The sequence below is a fragment of the Paenalcaligenes sp. Me52 genome, assembly GCF_050487965.1.
GTDB lineage: Bacteria > Pseudomonadota > Gammaproteobacteria > Burkholderiales > Burkholderiaceae_B > Paenalcaligenes.
The window spans coordinates 40,695-62,755 of sequence record NZ_JBKQFO010000001.1 but is presented as its reverse complement, the minus strand read 5'-3'; the positions used below and the strand labels follow the sequence as shown (position 1 = coordinate 62,755).

19 protein-coding genes are annotated in these 22,061 nt (G+C 52.1%); 1 reads left to right on the top strand and 18 read right to left on the bottom strand.

Going from position 1 to position 22,061, the window contains the following annotated elements; genetic code table 11:
* Positions 1-6 precede the first annotated feature (6 nt).
* Genes ACLO87_RS00295 through ACLO87_RS00260 form a run of 8 tightly spaced genes read right to left on the bottom strand, consistent with a single transcriptional unit; the run spans position 7 to position 6,721 of the window.
* Positions 7-798: an aspartate dehydrogenase gene (locus tag ACLO87_RS00295; RefSeq protein WP_430222452.1), complete on the bottom strand. Its 792-nt coding sequence runs from the start codon at positions 796-798 to the stop codon at positions 7-9.
* A gap of 9 nt (positions 799-807) precedes the next feature.
* Positions 808-1,602 (bottom strand): SDR family oxidoreductase, encoded by a 795-nt coding sequence (locus ACLO87_RS00290; RefSeq protein WP_430222451.1) that lies wholly within the window; start codon positions 1,600-1,602, stop codon positions 808-810.
* Positions 1,599-2,417 carry an alpha/beta fold hydrolase gene (locus ACLO87_RS00285; RefSeq protein WP_430222450.1) on the bottom strand — a complete coding sequence of 273 codons (819 nt, stop codon included), beginning with the start codon at positions 2,415-2,417 and terminating at the stop codon, positions 1,599-1,601. The genes ACLO87_RS00290 and ACLO87_RS00285 overlap by 4 nt, the downstream gene beginning before the upstream one ends.
* A gap of 28 nt (positions 2,418-2,445) precedes the next feature.
* Complete coding sequence (locus ACLO87_RS00280) at positions 2,446-3,210, bottom strand: ABC transporter permease (RefSeq protein WP_135862514.1); 765 nt, start codon at positions 3,208-3,210, stop codon at positions 2,446-2,448.
* Positions 3,211-3,996 (bottom strand): ABC transporter ATP-binding protein, encoded by a 786-nt coding sequence (locus tag ACLO87_RS00275; RefSeq protein ID WP_430222449.1) that lies wholly within the window; start codon positions 3,994-3,996, stop codon positions 3,211-3,213.
* The gene (locus ACLO87_RS00270; protein ID WP_135862511.1) at positions 3,989-4,999 is read right to left on the bottom strand and encodes an ABC transporter substrate-binding protein; all 1,011 of its coding nucleotides are present in this window, start codon (positions 4,997-4,999) and stop codon (positions 3,989-3,991) included. The genes ACLO87_RS00275 and ACLO87_RS00270 overlap by 8 nt, the downstream gene beginning before the upstream one ends.
* 23 nt (positions 5,000-5,022) lie before the next feature.
* Positions 5,023-5,625, bottom strand: a complete 603-nt coding sequence (locus ACLO87_RS00265; protein ID WP_430223702.1) for a cupin domain-containing protein — start codon at positions 5,623-5,625, stop codon at positions 5,023-5,025.
* A 46-nt stretch (positions 5,626-5,671) separates the two neighbouring features.
* Entirely contained in the window at positions 5,672-6,721 is a 1,050-nt protein-coding gene (locus ACLO87_RS00260; RefSeq protein ID WP_168246812.1) for a porin, read from the bottom strand.
* Between the two features lie 208 nt (positions 6,722-6,929).
* Here ACLO87_RS00260 and ACLO87_RS00255 point away from each other — a divergent pair, with 208 nt between their 5' ends.
* Positions 6,930-7,739, top strand: coding sequence for an IclR family transcriptional regulator (locus ACLO87_RS00255; protein WP_430222448.1), 810 nt, complete (start codon positions 6,930-6,932; stop codon positions 7,737-7,739).
* Positions 7,740-7,855: 116 nt separating this feature from the next.
* Here ACLO87_RS00255 and ACLO87_RS00250 read toward each other — a convergent pair whose 3' ends face one another.
* From ACLO87_RS00250 to ACLO87_RS00205, 10 genes are all read right to left on the bottom strand, one after another.
* Entirely contained in the window at positions 7,856-8,821 is a 966-nt protein-coding gene (locus tag ACLO87_RS00250; protein WP_430222447.1) for a hypothetical protein, read from the bottom strand.
* Positions 8,822-8,830: 9 nt separating this feature from the next.
* On the bottom strand, positions 8,831-11,005 hold the full coding sequence (locus ACLO87_RS00245) for a hypothetical protein (protein WP_430222446.1): 2,175 nt from the start codon (positions 11,003-11,005) through the stop codon (positions 8,831-8,833).
* A 2-nt stretch (positions 11,006-11,007) separates the two neighbouring features.
* Positions 11,008-11,850 (bottom strand): SH3 domain-containing protein, encoded by an 843-nt coding sequence (locus ACLO87_RS00240; RefSeq protein WP_135861528.1) that lies wholly within the window; start codon positions 11,848-11,850, stop codon positions 11,008-11,010.
* A 74-nt stretch (positions 11,851-11,924) separates the two neighbouring features.
* Positions 11,925-12,623, bottom strand: a complete 699-nt coding sequence (locus ACLO87_RS00235) for a response regulator (RefSeq protein WP_430222445.1) — start codon at positions 12,621-12,623, stop codon at positions 11,925-11,927.
* A 1-nt stretch (position 12,624) separates the two neighbouring features.
* On the bottom strand, positions 12,625-15,339 hold the full coding sequence (locus ACLO87_RS00230; RefSeq protein ID WP_430222444.1) for an ATP-binding protein: 2,715 nt from the start codon (positions 15,337-15,339) through the stop codon (positions 12,625-12,627).
* Positions 15,340-15,396: 57 nt separating this feature from the next.
* Positions 15,397-16,020 carry a potassium-transporting ATPase subunit KdpC gene (kdpC, locus tag ACLO87_RS00225; RefSeq protein WP_430222443.1) on the bottom strand — a complete coding sequence of 208 codons (624 nt, stop codon included), beginning with the start codon at positions 16,018-16,020 and terminating at the stop codon, positions 15,397-15,399.
* A gap of 10 nt (positions 16,021-16,030) precedes the next feature.
* Positions 16,031-18,073 (bottom strand): potassium-transporting ATPase subunit KdpB, encoded by a 2,043-nt coding sequence (kdpB, locus tag ACLO87_RS00220; RefSeq protein ID WP_430222442.1) that lies wholly within the window; start codon positions 18,071-18,073, stop codon positions 16,031-16,033.
* Positions 18,074-18,083: 10 nt separating this feature from the next.
* Positions 18,084-19,793 carry a potassium-transporting ATPase subunit KdpA gene (gene kdpA, locus ACLO87_RS00215; protein WP_430222441.1) on the bottom strand — a complete coding sequence of 570 codons (1,710 nt, stop codon included), beginning with the start codon at positions 19,791-19,793 and terminating at the stop codon, positions 18,084-18,086.
* Positions 19,794-20,206: 413 nt separating this feature from the next.
* Positions 20,207-20,719, bottom strand: coding sequence for a single-stranded DNA-binding protein (ssb, locus tag ACLO87_RS00210; RefSeq protein WP_430222440.1), 513 nt, complete (start codon positions 20,717-20,719; stop codon positions 20,207-20,209).
* A gap of 116 nt (positions 20,720-20,835) precedes the next feature.
* Positions 20,836-22,044, bottom strand: coding sequence for an MFS transporter (locus tag ACLO87_RS00205; protein WP_430222439.1), 1,209 nt, complete (start codon positions 22,042-22,044; stop codon positions 20,836-20,838).
* Between the last annotated feature and the right edge of the window lie 17 nt (positions 22,045-22,061).

The following is a 22,061-nucleotide window of genomic DNA, read 5'->3' as shown; positions in this document are numbered from 1 at the left end:
CTCCGCCTAGATGACTAGGGCGTCACCCAATTGATAGCAAGCGCGCACCACACTCAGTGCCGCCAAGGTAGAAGTTTTAGGATTGCTGGCCAACGCCACACCCTGCATCTCTATTTGCATCTCGCCAAAAGCCCCTTCGGCGCGGATGCGATGCTGGTTGCGAGTCATGGCTGGGTCAGCAATAAGCTCCACTTCTGTCTTATCCATGCCCACACCCGCCAAAGCAATGGTTGCTGCAACGTTGGCATTGGCAGGAAACCGTTGCGCTGCTTCACGCGCCGATCCACGGAAAAACACCGTCGCCTCGGTGAGCGCATCCAAATCTACCAACTGTTCGGCATAACTACCCTTCCAGCTAGCAGGCTGTTTACGGCCCTGATACACCACTTTATCTAGTCCCATGGTGCGTGCTGCAGCAATACCATCTATGCCGGCAATCGCCCCCGGTAAAATCTGCAACTGTGCGCCTTGAGCACTGGCAAACGCCCGTATGTCTTGCTCAAACTCGCCATCTGCAAATGCCCCTACGGAAATTACCGCCAGTGGCAATTTACGCTGCAATACAGCTTTGGCATGGGCTTTCAAACCGGGCTGCCCTGCCATTTCCAACACTAAATCTGGCGTACCCGTAATGGCATCTATGCTGCTAACCACCTGTACATCAGCACCCAATTCTTGCTGAGTAGCCGCGATGCCAGCTTCGGTAACCACTACCCACGCTAACTGAATGGATTCAGGCAACAGGGCATGCACCGTTTTTGCCATGGCTCCATAGCCTATAAACGCAACTTTCTTCATTGTTCTGCCCTAAATTTCCTGACTAAACCCGCCAGATACATCAATGACCGACCCCGTTGTGTAAGAGGACAACGGCGAAGCCAAAAACACCAATGCACGCGCTGCCTCAATAGGCTTGCCCAAACGTGCCATAGGAATACCGCGCTTACGCGCAATACCAGCCAACCAGTCTTCCCAACTTTGATCAGGGTCTGAGCGATCTTGGTAACGGCGCTGCCACTGACCGGATTCCACCATGCCAATCAAAATCGAGTTCACGCGTATGCCTGCACCCACAAACTCTTTGGACAACCCTTTACTCAGATTCAGTAACCCTGCTCTGGCAGCCGAGGTCGCAATCATGTGCGGCTCAGGCTTGTATGCCAGTAGCGAATTAACGTTGGCAATAGAGGCAATAGACGACTGACGCAAATACGGCAGAGCCGCCCGTACGGGGTTTAAGACGCTGAAGTACTTCAGTTGCACTTCGGTCATCCACTCTTCATCAGTAGTGTCTTCAAAGTTAGCGACTTTGCCTTGGCCCGCATTGTTGATCAGCATGTCCAGACCGCCAAAGCGCTGTGCCACATCGTCGATGAAACTTTTCACCGCGGCGGCATCCAATACGTCGCAACACTGTATGTGCAAACGATCGGACCCAAACGCAGCCTCCATGGCGTGCCACGAATCTTGTAGCCTAGCGGAGTCTCTACCGCACCACGCTACGTTTGCCCCTTGCTCAAGTAATAGTCGTACTGTTTCCAGCCCAATACCTGAAGAGCCCCCAGTCACCACAGCGGCCTTGCCGCTTACCTGAAAACTCATGTGTTGTTCTCCTTTGTGCCCTGCTGCATTTGACCAAACACCACCTCATCAAATGCCTGAGGCTGATCCACGTACAGCAAATGCCCCGCTTGCGGCACGGCATGTAAGCGGATGCGCGCATAACGCTGTTGCAGCGCTTGCATACCTGCTGGCGGGGTAATGCCATCGTCTTCGCCATAAATAACGTCGATACTGTCGTGTATGGCAGGCAGGTAATAGTCAATACTGTCATAGGCCAACAAGTACGAGGCGGCGGTAAACCCTTCTAGGGTTAGCCGCTGCATGGCTTGCGTCACCAGCATCATGTTGGATGACGTAGGCTGCCCCAACAAAAACGGCCCACGTTCGCGTGCCATACCTTCTGGCCCCAACTTAGCCAACAGGCTAGGCCGCTTCTCGTACACTTGTTGCTGTTGCTCGGCTGTGGTTTGACCATAGCCTTGCGCCACACTTGCCAATACCAAACGCGACACATCCTCTGAGTACAACGAGGCATATGCACTCGCCATCAACGCCCCCAACGAATGCCCCACTAAGGTAAAAGAGCCTAGCTCGGCCTCTTCTACCAACGCTTTTAAGGCTCGAGCGTAATCGGCAGCCGTTGGGGTGGCCGAAGCTAAGGCAACACTGTCACCGTAGCCTGGCGCATCCCACGCTATCAGTCGGTGCTGGCCGGCTTGGCTAGCAAACTGCTTGGCCCATAAACCCGCACCCGAACTAATACCGTGCAGCAACACATAGGTATTGCCCTGCTGCTCTCCGTTGTCCCAGTAGGCTAAACCGCATGCGGTCTGGCGCATCGTACTGTGTGACATGTTGTGCCTCCTACGCTCGTGCTACGGCTTATTTCTTGGTGCTTTGTGCTGACTCGTGCCATGGAATCACGACTTTGCGTAATGAACCCACTGCGAAATACAGCACGAAACCAATCATGGCCAACAAGATCACTACCGCAAACAAGGTGTCTACTTCCAAATCTTGCAGTTTGATGGTGGCCAAATACCCTAGACCACGCGAACCCGCTACGAACTCCGACACCACAGCACCAATGATGGCCAACACAATCGCCATTTCCATCCCTGTCAGGATGTACGGCAACGAAGAGGGAATCACCAGCAGTTTGAAACGTTGCCAGGTGCTCGCTTTACCCACCTGAAACACTTCTACCATGCCTTTATCGACGGACTTCGCACCCAAGTAGCTATTGGAGAAAACCGGGAAGAAACCTAACAAAGCAGAAATAATAATTTTGGATTCAATACCAAAGCCAAACCACAAGATGAACAGCGGAATCAGCGCCACTTTAGGCGTCAATTGCAACGCAATCACGAAAGGTTTGAAAATGGTGTCCAGAATGGCAACTCTACCCAGCAACTGGCCGAGGATAGTACCCACGATTACAGCGATACAGAAACCACCCAAACACTCCACCAGCGTGGTGTAGATATGGTAGTAGGTGTCATCGCGCTGCATCAGTCGTACCAAAGCGTGCAACACATCTTCAGGTGGTGGCAACACCAACGGAGACACTTCGAAAGCAACGACATACCCTTTCCACAGCAGGAAAAACACCAGCACGGAAATCAATTGAATAAGAAAACGATTCACTTACAACTCCAGATGCTGACGCAGCTCATCACATAAACGGGCAAACTCTGGATCACCCAGGAAGTTCGTACGTGGACGCTCCAACGTAATAGGAATTTCTGCCACTACACGGCCAGGGCGTGCAGACATCACGATGACTCTATCGGCCAAATGCACAGCCTCACTGATAGAGTGCGTAATCAAGAACGCACCAAACTTTTGGTCCATCCAGATACGCTCTGCATCAGCGATGATTTTTTCTCGGGTCAACGCATCTAATGCCCCGAATGGCTCATCCAGCAATAACAAACTTGGCTGTGAAAACAGCGCCCGCGCAAACGAGGCACGCTGACGCATACCGCCAGACAGCTCGGCAGGACGTCTGCTTTCAAAGCCTTTTAAACCCACCATCTCGCACAGCAACAAGGCACGTTTTTCATCTTCAGCGCTGTAACTACCTTTTTGCATCAGTGTTGGCAGCAAGATGTTTTTCTGGATGTTCATCCATGGCAATAAACGGTGTTCTTGGAATGCCACCCCAATATCGGGCGTGCTTTTATCGGCGCTGGAAGGCCAGCTCACCTCTCCCGAGGTGGGCTGTTCCAAACCACACAACAAACGCAGCAACGTGGACTTACCGCAGCCTGAAGGACCAATCACCGCCACAAACTCACCAGCCATGATGTGCTGATTGATACTTTGCAACGCGATGGTGGTGCCTGTAGGTGTCTCGAAGTGCTTAGAGACATTATCAAAACGAACTATAGGCTGTGCGTCAGATGGCGAGGTTTTTACGAACTCAGACAACGGTAGACTCCCAGATTGCATTGGTGTAAAGCTGTCTGGAGGTTGCCTTCATCAGACCTGCTCCCTGTAACAGCTGAGTTGCTTCTTCCCACTGTTCAGGTACGTTACGCAGTACATTTTCTTTGCCATGCGCCAACCACAATTCGCGGTTCCCTTTTAGGTCACTTAGCGCAATGTCTTCTTTCTCAATACCTGGCACATCGTAGCGACGGGCAATGGTACGAATTACTTCCAGCAACTGTGCATCGTCCATATCGGCCATGGCCAAAATGGCATTACGTGCGCCTTGCAAGAAGGCAACGTGCTGCTCACGGTTAGCTGCCAAATCTTCTTCACGGGCTACGTACACCTGACCTGGCACGCCATCATCCACATGCATGGACACCAACGGCAAGTTTTCAGCACGCAGTCGGGATACGGTACTGGCATTACCAAAGAATGCAGCAATACGACCAGCTTCTACCATCGCAAATGACGCTGGGCCATCTGCTACACGTTCGCGACGCACGGATTCAGGATTCACCCCAGCTTTAGCCAGCATCAAATTCAGCGTAGCTTCCATAGAACCGCCGAACGACGCCACACCCACCACTTTTCCTTCCAGTTCTTTTACGTCACGGATGGGATGACTTTCGGATGAGATCACCACAAAAGGCGAAATCTGCGACACCGTAGCAAAGGCCAACACGTCAGAGTTGTCTTGAGCGCGAGTCGCCAAATAGTTAGCACCGCCTGTACGGCCTGCCTCTACTTGTTTAGCGGCCACCAATTGGATTGCTTGGCCTGCACCACGACCCACCTCAACTTTGACGTTCACGCCCAATTTGTCGTAATCGCCGGATGCACTGGCGTACAACACGGGGGCAAACGCCAACGACAGCGTGAAAGGTGTGAGATATGTGTAGGTACCCGTCGCCTTGGCAAATGCAACACTAGACGTCAGGGGTAAGCTCATCGCCCCTACTGCGCCGGCACTATAAACCAGAAATTTTCTGCGGTTCATATGGGATGTCTCCTGAATAGGATTTATTTGGACTGATTGTTTTGCGCGGCGGCCTTAGCTTGCATACGCAGCTTTTTGGCGGCAGTCAGCGGATGATCTTCTGGGTAATCAGGCAGATCTGGGCGGTTGGCGCCCAACATTACGCACATCAAAGACTCTTCTTGGCCTTCATTACGCAAGCCGCGGTACACACCTGGAGGCACTGAAATCACATCGCGCTCGTTCAGTACCACCTCGCAACGCTCACCGTTATATTCTAAGAACAGACGAATACTGTCGCCACGTAAAATGAAAAAAGCTTCTTCTACGTCGTGGTGTACGTGCAGCGGGCCTTCACAGCCAGCCGGCAAAATCATGGTAGAAAAAGTGAAATGTTCAGCCGGAATGACGTTGTCATCATGAGTCACACCCGCTGCACCAGTACCCACGTAACGCGTTTGCGCACGACGGTAAGTAGGGTTCACTTCTGCTTGCCAGCCCAGTGCGTTCCAGTCGTACTGACGGGTTTTACGGCGTGCAATGCGTGACTCAATCCACTCTTGCAGGCTTTTGTCTTGTGGACGTTTCCAGCTGGCAAATAGGGGAGATTCCTGATCAGGAATTGGTACGACTTTTTCAGTTGTCATATCACTCATGGCTTTTCCTTTTTCTACTTCAATAACTTCAGATCAATCAAAATGAGTGCTGCAGACCTACACCAAACTGGTGTTTGTGCTGGTTCTCATCAATAAAGTGGTTACGCACGCTGTACACGTTACCCATCACATAGACGTTGGTGCGTTTGGAGAGTTGATAGCGGTAGCCGGCTGCAAAACCGCCGTTGTTTGACATCATGGCGCGCTGGTAGCTCAGCATGATCGAGCCACTTTTACCCGTAGGAATAGAAGCACCTACTGTGAAAGCACGGTCTTTATCTCTACCGCTTTCTACGTAGCCAGGCGCTGGGTTCAAGTTGATATTGCGCTGCTCGTTATAGCCGCTGAACACACGCACCATGCCGAAGTCGTAGGACAACGCGAACTGGTAGTTCTGGGCTTTGCGTTTGTTGCTGTCTTTAATGGGATCCAAGCGCTCGTAGGTCAGTGCGGCTTTCAAGGGACCATTGGTGTAACGCAAACCTGCTGTCAACACGCGGTTGTTGTTGGATGCGCCAAAAGACTGTTCGTCTGCAGTAGAGAAGCTGTAACCAATACCGGCTTCAAAACCACCCACGATAGGAGTTTGGTACGTAAAGGCATTGCTCAAACGGCCATCAGCACCGTAGTCGCCGCTTTTATAGCCGAAGGTAGAACCGATGGAGTTACCCGACCATGCCACACCAAAGGGGCTAGCGATAAACGGAGTCCAGGAATAACCAAAGACAGTTTGACGACCCATTTTCAGCTCACCAAAACCACCTTTAAGCCCTAACGTTGCTTGTCTACCAAACAAACGACCTTGTGTAGAGTTACCTGTTGTAGTCAACAGCCCGCCTTCCAATTGGAAGGTCACGGCATACCCGTTACCCAAGTCTTCACTGCCACGCACACCAAAACGTGATTGGCCGGAAATACCACTGGCCACACCAAAGCGTTTTCCACCGTCTAGTCTTTTTTCTAACAGCATACCGGTGTCCAGCAAACCGTACAGTTGCACGTTGGACTGCTGGGCCAATGTGGCACCAGACCACGCGCAGGCCATAGCCAGTACACCTGCGACTGCTCCTAGTTGTCTTTTGCTCATCCCCATTCCTTTTTGTTCCACTAATGAAACGTTGTTTTATATTAGGAACACGAAGTATAAAATCATTTAAACTTTCAAATAAATGAGTAGAAACCCTTTAAGCATCAATTACTGGTGCGTGCTGAATCGCTATCTGTCACAATTTCGTCCCCCCTCTTATACTTAGCCACATCAAATAAATCGCTGTGACCAACATCGAAGAGACCTTATGAGTACAACTTTGCCGGCACAACAAAACTACACAGTTCCTGGACTGGAACGCGGCCTGCGTTTGTTATTTGAATTCAACCGTCATGAGCAAACCCTGACGGCTCCAGAGCTCGCGAAAAGACTGGACCTTCCTCGCACCACCACTTTCAGGTTGTTAGCAACATTGGAAAGCATGGGGTTTGTCCAACGCGTAGAAGGCGGCCATGCCTACAAACTAGGTATGGCGATTTTGCGTTTGGGTTTTGAGTATTTGGCGTCGCTAGAACTCACCGAACTGGGTACACCCATTCTGGAACGCGTACGCGATGAAACAGGCTTATCGTGCAACTTGGCCATCCAAGATGAGCACAGCGTAGTGGTGATTAGCAAAGTTGCTGCCCCCACGCCTTTTGTTAGCACCGTACACGTGGGAACGCGCCTGCCCTTACACGCCACGCTACTGGGGCGCGTACTCTTAAGCGACATGAAACCTGCAGATTTGTTGGCACTGTATCCCGACGATACGCTACCCAAATTCTCGGAACGCACGCCCTCTAACACCGCCATGCTCTACGAGCTGATACGCCAAGACGCCGAGCGTGGTTATGGTTACGACGAAGGCTATTTTGAGCCTGAAGTGGGCAGCGCCGCGGTAGCCGTACGCAACAAGCACGGCCACATTGTCGCCGTGTTGGGGGTGACGATTCCGGTCAGCTATTTACGCTCTGGCAAACTGGACACACCGCAGTTGGTCAACACGGTACGTAGCGCTGCGACCGAGCTGTCGCAGTTGTTGGGCTATAACAGCAACGCACCGTCTGCGATGTAATGCATACGCACCAACGCTCACACCGCAGCCTAGATGCAATGACTACACGGTCTGTTATTTCAGACAAACAAAAAAGGGGATCATGTGATCCCCTTTTTATGGCGGCTACCTATACCTTATGACCTAATTTCTGCATTTAATGCAGAGGTCACTGAAGGATTAGGACGGCCCATAAACGCACTAGCTATACGCTCAATAGACACCGGTGTTTTAGGGTCCATCGTAATACGCAAGGTGCTTTTATCGCCTGTGACAAAACGCACTACCGCTTTACATGCCGCTTCGGGATCTTGTGTCATCAGCGCAAAACCCTCACTGCGACACTCAACCATCATCTCTTCAGCCTCTTGTTCAAAGGCTTTTTCACGCTGCGATTTTGCACTGCCCTCGCCTACCTGTACAGGCAAGTTATAGCGTTTGTGCAAAGCAATGCCACGTTCCATCATGCCTCTGTCTTTGACCTTGATGTCCAGCTCTTTAATGCTGATACGTGACAGCATTTGCAACGGCCCCATAATGCCAAAACCCATCATGGCATCTGCAGGTAACTGCCCATTCGCTAAGCTTTGCAGTGCGCCAATTTCCGTCATGCTCACCTTGAAATCCAGATCAGCCATGTCTTTTTGCTCTACCGACAGCGCAATGTCTGCCTGGTTATCATCAAAACGTACATCGGCTTTCAGCACCACATCCATAGGCGGCAACTCGGCCCGACCAGAGGCCAAACCCAAGCTGTTACCCAGCATGGAGTGCGACTTACCATCAGGCAGTACCAAGCCTTTGACCGACAAGGCAATACGCTGACGTTTAGCGTCTTCAATCACATCACTGATTTGCACTTCTTTGGCTTGTACTTGATCGCGTGGCGACATAGTGACCGTCACATCTTTCAATGTCACTGTACCAAACGGCGAAGCACTGAGATCTGCCCAATGCACTTGATCTTGCATGCCCATCGCTGTCAGTTTTTTACGTAAAGACTCTTCTGCATTACTGCTGGCATAGCTAGACGCACCCCACCACACCACTGCTACCCCTGCAACGGCGGCAGGGATAATCCACTTCATTTTTTGCTTATCCATTTTCATCCCTTACCAAAAAAGGCCGCCACCTTCGGGCGCGCTGTCTATCACGGCTTGTGCTGCTTCCGGCGTCCAGTCTGGATCGCCCAACTGCATACGCATCACCGCTAACGGTTCTAACAACTCGGCACAACCCTCTTTCTCACACTGTTGAGCCGCCGTAGCACCCAGCTGCACCATTGTCATCGGTAAGTCTTCGTCATCCAAAATACTGGAATCCAACGAACGTGTACCCTTAACCCAGTACCAGCCTTTCTTTAGATCAGACTGTCCAACTAGGCGCATGGGGTACGGCCAATCTACGGTCGCATCATCTTTCTTAGAGCCATCTACGCGCACAATGCGCGCGAAATCATCCGCTTGCCCTGCTACCAAACGTGCATAGGCATTTGCACCTGACGCTGCTCGGTACTGTATGTCTTCTTCCAGCATCGGCAGCAATGCGTCCTTACCGCCAGCCTCTACACGTTCTTGCAGGCGCTGGTAATTGCTCAGGTTATTGCGCTCTACACGAGCTTGCTGACGCAGCTGATTCTGACGCTCACGCTCTAAACGCTCTTCCTCGTAACGCTTCTGCTCAGCAGCGCGCGCCTCACGTTGGAACAGGTAGTTTTGCGCATGCTGCAGGTTGTACTGCCAATCGCCTTGAGGTTGACCAGTACGGTAGTTATAGCGACGCGATGCACTCACGCTGTACAACAGCTCTGATGCGTTGTTATTCCAAATACCTTGCGGCATATCGCTAAACACCAAACGTACATCTGTCGCATTAGGCATAATCAACGCCAAACGATCTAACGCTTTGTCTACTTCTTGGCGAATTTGAGCGGCCTGACGGAAGGACTCCGTTTTGGGCGTTAACACCGCCACTTCTGGCCCAACCTGCCATGCACCAATACCGCCGCGGAACTGACCTAACGTCGCTTTCAACAAGTAATGACTACCGTTGTCTGCATCGCTAGCAAAACCAAACCAACCCGCGTTGTTACCGTTGAATGCCACTAAATCTGCTGGCTTCAGCCCTTGTACTGGCTTATTGAAAATCAAACCGTTGCTAAACCACAGGTCGCCCGTACGCATAATCTGTGCGCCGTCGGAACGCTCCAGCGTTAGCCTGCCTTTGCCTTGTGCATAGCCCTCGGCATTGCAGCTCACACCTTCAGTCACCAGATTCAAATACGCCGCATCAGCACCCAAATCAAACTGGGACACTACCTTGCAGCCATTCTGGTCTTTCAAAGTACTCAAGAAAGCAGACAGCTCAGCACGTTGCGTAGCATTAGGTACTGCCCAATCGCCCACAGCAAACTCAGCTAACCCCACTGTTGGGGTGACTACCGCTTCTGTTGCTACGGTGGTGTCTGCCGTTGTCTCAGGCTCTGTTGTTTCAACCGTAGCCGCTGTAGCGGGTACCTCGGCCTTGGCTTCTGTAGCCTTAGCGGGTGTGGCGGCGACTTTGTCTTTATTGATTTCTACAGGCTCAGACTCAACAATCGCGGGTCTAACCTCGGGTTGAATCTCAGGTGCAGCTACGGGTGCTGTCGCCTCTGGTGTAGGTTCTGTCGCTCTAGCCGCTGTTGGCGCGGCCTGTGCAGGCTCAGGTGTAGATTCAGCAGCTGTGGATGCCGTTTTAGGCTTAGCCTCATCTGAGGCGACTTTTGGCTCTGCCGCTGTAGGAGCAGGAGGCGCATCCACCGACGCTGTGTTAGCCGGTGCCGGCGCAACGTTTTCTACCACTTCTGTAGGTGTAGCCGTAGTCGAAGCGGGAGCTTCCGCGACCTCAGGTGTAGCTGCCTGCACCGCTTGTGCAACAGACGCTTCTGGCGTTTGCACCAACAATGCCCAACCCGTCGCACCTTGGCTAATCCCATCTGCCACTTGTGTGCCTTGGCTATTGACTGCACGCCACGTCGCGCTTTGTGCTTGCGGACATTGCTGGGCAAACAGAGCCCCTAGCTTAGGCAACAAGCGCCCCAAGGCAACAGTATCACCCGATGCACCGTACACAGCTCGCAATGCCAGTTCTGGTTTGCACCAGTTATCGGCCGACGCATTCTCTACAAAGATCTCAATGTCTTCAGCTTTAGAGTACGCCAAACGGAAATCTTCGGCGGCTGCACTAGACGCATACAGCCCCGCCCCCACTGCCACGATAGCAGCGCTCATCAATCGTTGTTTGAACATGATTATCCTATCTGCCACGCGCCATCAACGGACTGGCATGCATCTACGGTTTTGCTTTCAGTGCCCTTCTCTGTTTTCAGCTCGTAGTTCATGGTGCGGCATGTGGTTTGTACCGCAACTGTTTCCGTAACAGGGCTAGCTGGCTCAAACGTATCCAAATCAAAACCCTGCTGACCGGCTTGTGCCACTGTGATGCTATCCAGATCAGTAGCTTGATCAGCCTTGGCTACCGTTACGGGTGCAGTCAGCGGTGCATGTACATAGCCCACCAGCACACCTTTACGACCTACTGCAATCCAGTTGTTCGGCGTTTTACCCAACGCCGTAAAGGTTTGGCCAGCTTGGAAACCACCCACTTTGTCTGCATTGGTATCTGGCGCTGCGCGCAAGTTCACCGAGCGCAAAGCGTGGTAAGACTGGTTCAACACCGTCAGGTTCTCGGCTTTAGCAATCACTGGTGCGCGTTTCACCTGTGCTTCTTGCGTAACGGTTGTACTCGCTACAGGACGAATCACCGCCGATGCACCGCTGTGATCGGATTCCCAATTTACGGCTCTACCCGTTTCTAACGATTGCTGCGTGCTGGCAGCTAAGGCCTCGCGATCGCGCTCATCTAAATTATCGCCAATCCAGTTACCAAGTGCGCCGCCAGCCAACGCACCCAAAATAATAGCGATGGTGCGCCCGCTACCACCGCCTATCTGACTGCCCAACAATGCACCGCCCACCGTACCAATCACTGTGCCCCATGTTTGCTTGCTACCCCACTCGCCCATGTTGGCACAACCGGATACGCCCAACGCACCAATTAGCGTTGCGACGACCAGCTTTTTGGATAAAGCCATGATTCTCTTCCGCCCTGAATAATCGTTTTTTTAGCCACTAAAGAGCAAAATTCTACCATGCGCAGAATGATGGTTCATTTCCCAATGAACCTAAGCCCCACACCAGGTTCCGTCATAATGTAGCGAGGATTAGCGGCATCATCGCCCAATTTGTGCCTGAGCTTTCCCACTAAGATGCGCAAATAGTGGGCATCTTCTTCATGGCTAGGCCCCCAAAGTTCTTTGAGAATTTGCGGTTGAGCAACCAACCTACCCGCCTGCTCAACCAATAACACCAGCAACGCAAATTCTTTACGTGTGAGTGGAACGCTATCCCCCTGAATGCGCACATCTCGCTGGCTCACATCAATATGTAAGTTGCCATCGTCATAAATCGGCCCTGTAGGACTGCGTATCTCTGCCACTCGCAGAAATGCACGTATACGTGCCATGAGTTCTTCAATACCAAAGGGCTTAGTCACATAATCATTGGCACCGGCATCCAATAGCGCGACCTTTTCTGTTTCATCAGAGCGGACGGTCAAAATAATTACCGGAACACGTGACCATTGCCGTAACTCTCGCAGCACCTCTTGCCCGTCTTTATCGGGAAGCCCTAAATCTAGCACTACGATGTCGGCACCCTTACCGGCTAATAGACTTAAGCCTTCATGACCATTTTCAGCCAGTAGCGTTGCATAGCCCTGTGAGCGCAAGCTGATATCAATGAGTTTGCGTATATGCGGTTCGTCATCAATAATCAGCACGCGTGCAGCAGGTGCAGAATCCAACATATTAGTCATCCTCAAATTCATTGCTGGGTGGTCGCTCCCCGACGGGCAGACTTAAACGTATGCATGTGCCTCGCTCATTTGGGCCTAACAACGCTTCCACTTTACCCATGTGTGCGCCCACTATGCCCTGCACAATGGTTAGCCCAAGCCCTGTACCGTGTTGACCCCGGTCACCGCGCTCTACGCTATAAAACATATCAAAAATGCGACTACGTTCGTCATCTGGAATACCAGGACCTTGATCCGACACATCAATCTGTACGGTCTTGTCATCTACCAAGGCAACACTCACAGTAATGGCCACACCTTCTGGTGAGAACTTTGCGGCATTCTCCATCACATTAAAGATGGCCTGCTCAATTAATGCAGGGTGTACGTGAATGAAGCCCACACTGGCATCAATGTGCGTAGTCACGAGTACCTTGGGTTCGTAACGCTGCAGCCTATGCACCGCAGAACCCACCAACTCATCAACACCTATCCAATCTCGAGTTAGCGACAAACCATGTTGCCCCAATCGCGTCATATCCAACAAATTCTGAATATAACGATCTAAGCGTTCACCTTCTACACTGATGGTTTCCAGCAAACTGCTACGGTCTTCTGCACTCATGTCTTTGCCATAGCGGGTCAAGCTATCCGCTGCACCAATCATGGAAGATAGCGGTGAGCGTAGATCATGAGAAACGCTGGACAGTAAGGCTGAACGCAAACGCTCCGTTTCGCCGGTGACTCTCGCCACCTCTAACTCTGACACCAACCGTGTACGAAGTGCTGCCTGCGCAATGTCGTCCGCCATACTTTCAGCTAGGCGTCGCTGTTCAAACGATAGGCGTTCCATCTCGGCAGGAAACTTCAGCGCGATCACACCCAAACTGAGTTCACTGGAACGTATAGGCAGAAACCACCATGCAGATTGCGTCAGGGTATCGGTGTACCGTCCACTGGCTTGGCCATGTTGTTGCGTCCAGTCTGCCGCCATCATGTCTTTCTCTGACAACTGTCCCACTGGCGTTTTAGGGCCATACTCTGTCTGAATACGCATCCACGCTTGCACATGCAGTGAGGTCTGCAGCACGGATGTGCCTGCCGCAATTACCTGCCCAAGATCAGCCGCTTTAGCGAGCTTTCGCCCTAAGCTTTGCATTGCCGTTGCATGTGCATTCGCTGCGCGCAGCGCCATAACCTGCATACGTAATCTAGAGGCCAACCTCCCTGCGATCAACGCCGCGGCTAAAAACAGCAATACCGATACCAGCCCACGATGCGCACTGATCAACAGGGTGTAACGCGGCTCAATAAAGAAAAAGTTATACGCCAGAAAACACAGTACGGCGGTAATCACTGATGAAGTCATACGGGCACGCGACGCGACCAGCATCACCGCCACCAGAAAGACCATGGATAGGTCTTGCAAGCCCAATACACGTTCTGCCACAGCAGCAGTGGCAATCGCCCCCACGCTGGCTAGCAGAATGAGCCCCAATTCTTGCTTAGGAAACTCCGCCTGGCTTAAATCTGACCACTGCGATTCCCGTTGATGTACTAACGGCGTACTCACGATGGTCAGTTCGTAATGCGCCCCACGCAGCAACAATTGCTGCGTTAACGTGCGATTAAACATACGTGCAATAGGCCGCTCGCGGGTACGCCCAATCACTATAGATTTCACACCACGTGTAGCAGCCATATCCAACAATGCCTGTGTCACATCGGTGTTGTGCAGTACCTCGGCTTCACCACCCAAACTACGCGCTAAGGCAAAGGCTTTATCGATTTCTAGTAACCGCTGCCGCTCTATGTGCATACGTTTACTAAACATAGACGCCAGACGCGCGTGAGTTGTAGACGCATCAGCAGAACGACCGGTTTCCACTGTCACCACTGCCCACGGCACCCCGCGACGCTCAGCAATTCGTGCTCCGGCCCTAACCAAATACTCTGATTGCCCGCGACCATCAATAGCGATCAACACTTGGCATTGGATAGAGACACCCTCTAAGCCGCGGGCTGCCCTTTTTTCACGCAGGTCAGCATCCACATACTCAGCAACGGTTTGCATCGCCAACTCGCGCAATGCTGTCAGGTTGGCTGGTGAGAAAAAGGCTTGTAATGCCTGTGCCGCTTGCTCAGGCAAATACACTTTGCCCTGATTCAACCGTTCAATAAGGTCTTGCGCAGGCAAGTCGATGAGCCGTATGTCACGCAGCCTATCAAATACGGCATCGGGCACGGTTTCACTCACACGTATACCGGTGATTTGATGCACCACATCATTCACACTTTCTAAGTGCTGAATATTCACCGTGGTGTATACATCAATGCCCGCATCCAGCAACTCCACCACATCCTGCCACCGTCTTTCGTGGCGACTACCGGGTACGTTTCGATGGGCCAGTTCATCCACCAGAACAATGGCGGGATTACGGCTGAGAATCCCGTCTAGGTCCATCTCTTCTAGCTGTCGCCCTTGGTATTCCACTGTCTTACGTGGCAATAAAGGCAGCCCTTCGATCATCGCTTGAGTCTCGCTACGCCCATGTGTCTCGACGATGCCTATGGTCACATCCACACCTTGGCGATGCAGCTCGTGCGCACGCATTAACATGGCATAGGTTTTACCCACACCAGGCGCCGCCCCCAAAAAGACGGTTAAGCGCCCGGCATGTTGCCGTTGAAGCTCTCCTAGAATGGCATCGGCCTGTTCTGTTCCCATAACAAGGCTAGTCCTCACAATACGACGTTTGAAATACGGGCTTTTAGGTTGTCAGCACTAGTGCGACAGCGCATCCAAGGCCACATTCAGTTCCAACACATTAACGCGCGGTTGCCCCAACACACCCAATTGCTTACCGGCGGTATGCTGTGCAACCAACGCCTCAACCACACTAGGTTCAACACCACGTGCTTGCGCCACACGCTTGACCTGTATTGCGGCCGACAGCGGACTAATGTGCGGATCAATACCTCCTCCGGATTGCGTCACCATATCACTGGGTATCAAGGCTGGATCCACTCCTTCCCACTGTGCAACTGCGGTGGTTGTCTCAGCAATGCGTTGTCTTAACTCTGGGTTTGTACGAGCTAGATTACTCCCAGACAGCGCCATCGTGTCATATTCTGCGGCCGATGCCCGGGACTGGAAATAACGCGCATCCTCAAAAGGCTGCGCCACTAGCGATGAGCCCACTATCTTCCCGCCTTGCATCACCAAACTGCCGTTTGCCGTGTCAGGAAATGCGAGTTGCCCCACACCCACAGCAGCCAGTGGATAGATCAAACCAACGCCTACCAACGCAATGGCAGCTAAACCGAGTGCACCACGTACTACCCCTTTATCAGAAGGCGGCAGCGACTGCTGTGTATCTGCTACGACTGATGTGTTTTTACTCAACATACTCTACCCCTTACACCACAAACAAATACGTAATCGCCACATCAATTGCCTTAATCGCAATAAACGGCAACACCACACCACCCACGCCATACACCAGCATATTGTTGCGCAACAGTTGCGTCGCACTGGAGGGTTTAAAGCGCACCCCTCGTAAGGCCAACGGAATCAACAACGGAATGATCAGCGCATTAAAAATCAGCGCCGACAATATGGCACTGGTTGGGCTAGCCAAATTCATGACATTCAGTACGGCCATTTGCGGAATGGCGGCAGCAAATAACGCTGGCAAAATCGCAAAATACTTGGAGATATCATTCGCCAACGAAAAGGTGGTCAATGCGCCCCGTGTAATGAGCTGCTGCTTACCAATTTCCACTACTGACAACAACTTTGTAGGGTCACTATCTAAATCCACCATATTGCCGGCCTCTTTTGCTGCCTGAGTACCCGAATTCATGGCTAGCCCTATATCGGCTTGCGCCAAGGCAGGAGCATCATTGGTGCCATCGCCCACCATCGCCACTAAACGCCCACCCGCTTGCTCGGCTCGTATACGTGCCAACTTGTCTTCTGGTCTGGCCTCGGCAATGTAATCATCCACCCCTGCTTCTGCAGCGATGCTGGCCGCCGTCAGTGGGTTATCTCCGGTGATCATCACCGTTTTAATCCCCATCTCACGCAAGCGAGCGAATCGTTCCTTAATACCGTGTTTGATCACGTCCGATAGCTCAATAACGCCCAGTACAAACTTACCGTCACACACTACTAATGGGGTTGCCCCTTTACGTGCCACTTTGGTGACTTTTTCTTCCAGCTCAGACGTAATAGCACCACCCAATTGCCGCACGTGTTGAGTAATGGCATCTATAGCCCCCTTGCGGATGATGTGACCATTAGGCAGGTCTACACCCGACATTCGAGACTGCGCCGAAAAAGGAACAAAAGTCGCACCTACGGGTTTCATCTGCTCGCCGTTTTCGCCTTGTGCTAACTGAACGATGGACTTCCCTTCTGGGGTGGGGTCAGCCAAAGAAGCCATTAACGCCGCATGGCTCAACTGCGAAATACCCACGCCCGATAACGGATGAAAGGCCGTGGCTTGCCTATCGCCATAGGTGATAGTGCCGGTTTTATCCAATAGCAGTACGTCCACATCGCCTGCAACCTCTACCGCTTTACCGGATTTCGCTAATACATTGGCTTGTAGGGCACGATTCATCCCTGCAATACCAATAGCAGGCAACAAGCCGCCGATGGTAGTAGGAATCAAACACACCAGCAGCGCGACCAACAACACAATATTGATCTCTATGCCTACGAACGCACCAATAAACGGTAAGGTAGTCACGACAATCAAGAAGGTGATGGTCATTACCCCCAACAGCAAACCCAACGCCACCTCGTTAGGCGTTTTTTGTCTGTTGGCACCTTCAACCAACGCAATCATCCGGTCTAAGAAACTATGGCCAGGTTCAGCTGTGATACGCACAACAATACGATCTGACAGCACTTTGGTACCGCCTATCACCCCTGAGCGATCCGTACCGGCTTCGCGCAATACCGGTGCCGACTCACCTGTCACCGCCGCTTCATTAACCGTTGCCAAACCCTCGATCACCTCACCATCAGCGGGGATCTGCTGCCCGGCTTCCACGACAACAAAATCACCGGCATGCAATTCAGAGGCAGGAATGAGCTGCTCACTGCCAGATGCATCGACTTTTCTTGCCATCAAATTCTGACGTGTACGACGCAATGAGGCGGCCTGCCCCCGCCCCCTAGACTCGGCGACGGCTTCGGCATAATTACCACATAGCACCGTCACCAGTAAAATCAGTGTTACCGACCATCCAAAACCAGGTTGCGCCCAGCCTGCCATGGTGGCAACGGCCGTTAGTACTGTGCCTAGCCATACCACCGCCATCACCGGATTTTGAATAATGTGATGCGGGGCCAACTTAATAAACGCTGCCACTAAGGTAGAGAAAAAGCCCTGCAATGTGTGCGTTGACGACGCAGTGCTAGCGTGTTGTTGGGATGTTGTATTGCTCATGATGTAATCCTCAGCGAGCGATCAGAGTCAAATGGTCGGCCACAGGGCCAAGCACTAACACGGGCATAAATTGCAGCAATGTCAGCACCACAATCACGGCCACCAAAGTCAACGAGAACGTAGGTGTTTCGATTTGCAGACTGCCGCTACTTTCTGGCGACTGACGTTTACGTGCCAACATCGAAGCAATGGCCAAAGGAATAATAAAAGCCGGATAACGCCCTGCCGCCAGCATGAAACTGCAGGTTGTGTTCCACCACACTGAGCCATCGCTTAAGCCTTCAAACCCAGAACCGTTATTGGCAAAGGCAGACACATACTCGTAAAACACTTGGCTAATGGCGTGAAAGCCGGGGTTGGTCGTACCCGCCAAACTGGGGAACGACAATGTTACGGCGGTCAGTGTTAATAGCACCAAGGGATGCCAGAGCAGCAACACACCTAGCAACTTAATTTCCGATGCTTCAATCTTGCGCCCAAAGAGTTCCGGAGTACGGCCCGTCATCAGCCCCGCCAGAAACACGCCTAGCATCAAATACACGAGGAACTGCTGTAGACCGCTGCCAATGCCACCCCAAATCGAGTTAATCAACATGTCACTCAAAGCAACTAAGCCGGTCAGCGGCGCCACCGAGTCATGCATAGAATTCACTGAGCCGTTTGAGGTCTGTGTGGTCAATGCCGTCCACAACGCTGAAGGCTCTGCACCCAACCGCACCTCCTTACCTTCCATCAACGCTATATCGGTGCTGGTGGATGAATAGCCCTCGGACCACAGTGCCGCACCCGCCGACACAAGCGACATCAACAACATCGTCCCAAACACAAAGGCTGCAAACTTTCTACGTCCAGTAAAGGGGCCAATCATGAACACCACCGATACCGGCACCAAAATTAATGCCAGTGTTTCGAGGAAGTTAGAAAGTGGTGTGGGGTTCTCTAGCGGCACCGTGCTGTTTGGGCCATACCACCCACCACCGTTAGTACCCAACTGTTTGATGGCCACCATAGGCGCCACCGGGCCCAATGGGATCTTCTGCTCTGTCATTTCTACGGTGCTATCTACCGGCGCAACTACAGGCCCACCATCAAAAGTCGCTGGCACGCCCTGACTGGTCAGCAACACAGACCACACCAAACACAGCGGCAACATGAAACGTAAGGTAGGGCGAATCACGTCAGCCCAATAATTACCCATATCTACGGACTCGTGGCTATGCTCTTCCGCTTTACGTGCTTCTGCATTACGCCCTCCAAACAGCCCACGCAACGTTGCCGCCACTAAGGCCAGCCCCATCATGGGCGTGATCACCTGCAACGCAATAATGCCCATCATGTGGCTCAAGTACGAAAGCTGTGCCTGACCCGCATAGTGCTGTTGGTTGGTATTGGTTAAGAAGGAAACCATGGTGTGCAATGCCAAATCCCAGCTCATATTGGGAGCATCATTGGGATTCAACGGTAACCACGCTTGCGTCATCAACATGACCCACACAATGATGGCTAGCACCACATTACTGAACAAGAACGCACCGGCGTAACCACGCCAGCTCATCCCTTGTTTGGGATTCGTACCTATCAACGCGTACAAGGGGCGTTCTAACCAACTAAACAGCGCATCGCTACGCATTGGTTCCCCACGCATCACCGCCGCTAAATACCGGCCTAGCGGCCAACCCAATAAAATGGCTAAGGCAAATACCAGAAAAAATTCAGTCATGATCTGCCCCCACTACGTAACATTAGTGATGGGCATTGAGTCGCCTGTGCATGCCTGTTAACCGGTAGCACAACGACCAAGGCACCACCGCAATCTGCGATGATGCCTACTAGGTTTTTAGAAAATGTAAGGCGCATGTTCTTTTCGCTTCAGAATGGCGAAATTGCCATGCACAAATAGTAATCAGCCCCCTTTTTTCTGATCGTAACTTCTGCGTAAATTTTGAGTGCTCGCTACTGCGAGCGCAGAGGTAGCCCGCACCCTCTCGTCATGTGTCTGCCCCTAACACTGACTCGGTGGACACAAAACTCTGACCACACTCGACTAAAAGAGCACAGGTTGTGTCCATAAGAAAAAAGCCCAGCGCGACAGAGTCGGCTGGGCTTTGGGTACTGCGTGATGGCGACTAAACCTTAGAACGGAATATCGTCATCCATATCAGCCAAGTTATCCACAGGAGCTTGGTATGGATTAGCAGCTTGCTGCTGACGTGGGGCTTGTTGAGGAGCCGCTGCACGTTGTTGTTGCTGTTGTTGTGGTGCACGGGGAGCGCTGTAATCGCCACCGCCGAAATCAGCATCGCCACCACCATCACGGCCACCCAACATTTGCATTTGGTCAGCGATGATTTCAGTGGTGTAGTTGTCTTTACCGTCTTGGCCTTGCCATTTGCGTGTGCGCAGGCGGCCTTCTACGTAAACCGAACGGCCTTTTTTCAGGTACTCGCCAGCGATTTCAGCCAGACGGTTGTAGAACACCACACGGTGCCATTCGGTTTCCTCACGACGTTCGCCGCTGTTGCGATCTTTCCAGTTGGAGGTAGTGGCAATAGAGATGTTGCAAATGGCATTGCCTTCTGCGCCATAACGTACTTCGGGATCACGACCCAAGTTGCCCACCAAAATTACCTTGTTTACCGATGCCATGACTGTATCCTGTTCAAAAAATCTATAACCCGTATTATCTACGATCGTCCCCACTTAGACTATGCCACTCCACATATTTACGGATGGCCATAGTCGTGCGGCCTGCTATCTGTTATTTAGTCTGGTGTTTGCAGACCACGCCCCAGCACCAACCACGAGATGGCCAATGCGGCGCCTAACCACAATACGATTTGGGGGCCTTGTTGGGCAGCCAATATACCGCCCATTACACCACCACCAAATACGCCTAACGATTGCGACATGTTGTAAAAGCCTAGCGCCAACCCTTTGTATTCAGCCGGTGCCTGACGCGACACCAACGAAGGTTGCAGTGCTTCCAACACGTTAAATGCGACAAAAAACAGCACCAGTAATGCCATCAGCCCCCAGAAGTTGTGGATTACCACGGGCATGACTAACAATACCAATGCCAGTAACAGCACCATCTTCATCAGAATGGCTTGATGGCACTTACGCGTTTCAGTGTAAAACACCACCGGCACCATAAACAGGAAAGATACCAGAATCACCGGTAAATACACTTTCCACAACGTTGCTGTCTGTAAGCCACCAGTTTGTTCCAGCAAACCTGGCACCACCATAAACATCATCATCAAGATGGCGTGTAAGACAAACACACCGTAGTTCAGGCGCAGCAGGTTACGGTCTGACAGCACATCACTGGCTTTGGCGGATTGCAGTACCGGGATAACTTGCTCGGCCGCTGGCACCACAAAGGCTGCCAGCAACATACAGATAAAGCCCAAGATACTAATCGCCCAGAACAAGCCTGATAGCCCGAACTGCCCTACCAACACCGGCGACAACACCAGCGACAGGGCAAAAGACAACCCAATAGACGCCCCCACCATCGCCATGGCTCGAGTACGTACCTCGGGGCGTGTCGCATCGGCTACCCAGGCTGTAATCGCAGCAGACACCGCGCCCAGACCTTGCAACACCCTACCCACGATGATGCCGTCTACGCTATCGGACAGCGCACAGACTATGCCCCCCACGATAAACAGCAACATACCTGCCACAATCACAGGTCGGCGACCAAAGCGATCTGACGCCATACCTAGCGGGATTTGCATAATGGCTTGTGTCAGCCCATACGCCCCCAAGGCCATCCCCACTTTCATGGCATCGTGCCCGCCCACCAAACTGCTTGCCGCCACGGCAAACACAGGGGTTAGCAAGAACAAACCCAACATGCGTGTCGCAAACAACCATGCCAACATGGTGCTGGTACGACGTTCCTGTGGGGTCAAACTCAAGCGCTCAGGACGACTACTCATTTTTTTATTTTCTGTATGACTCATGCAACACTCTATTCTTA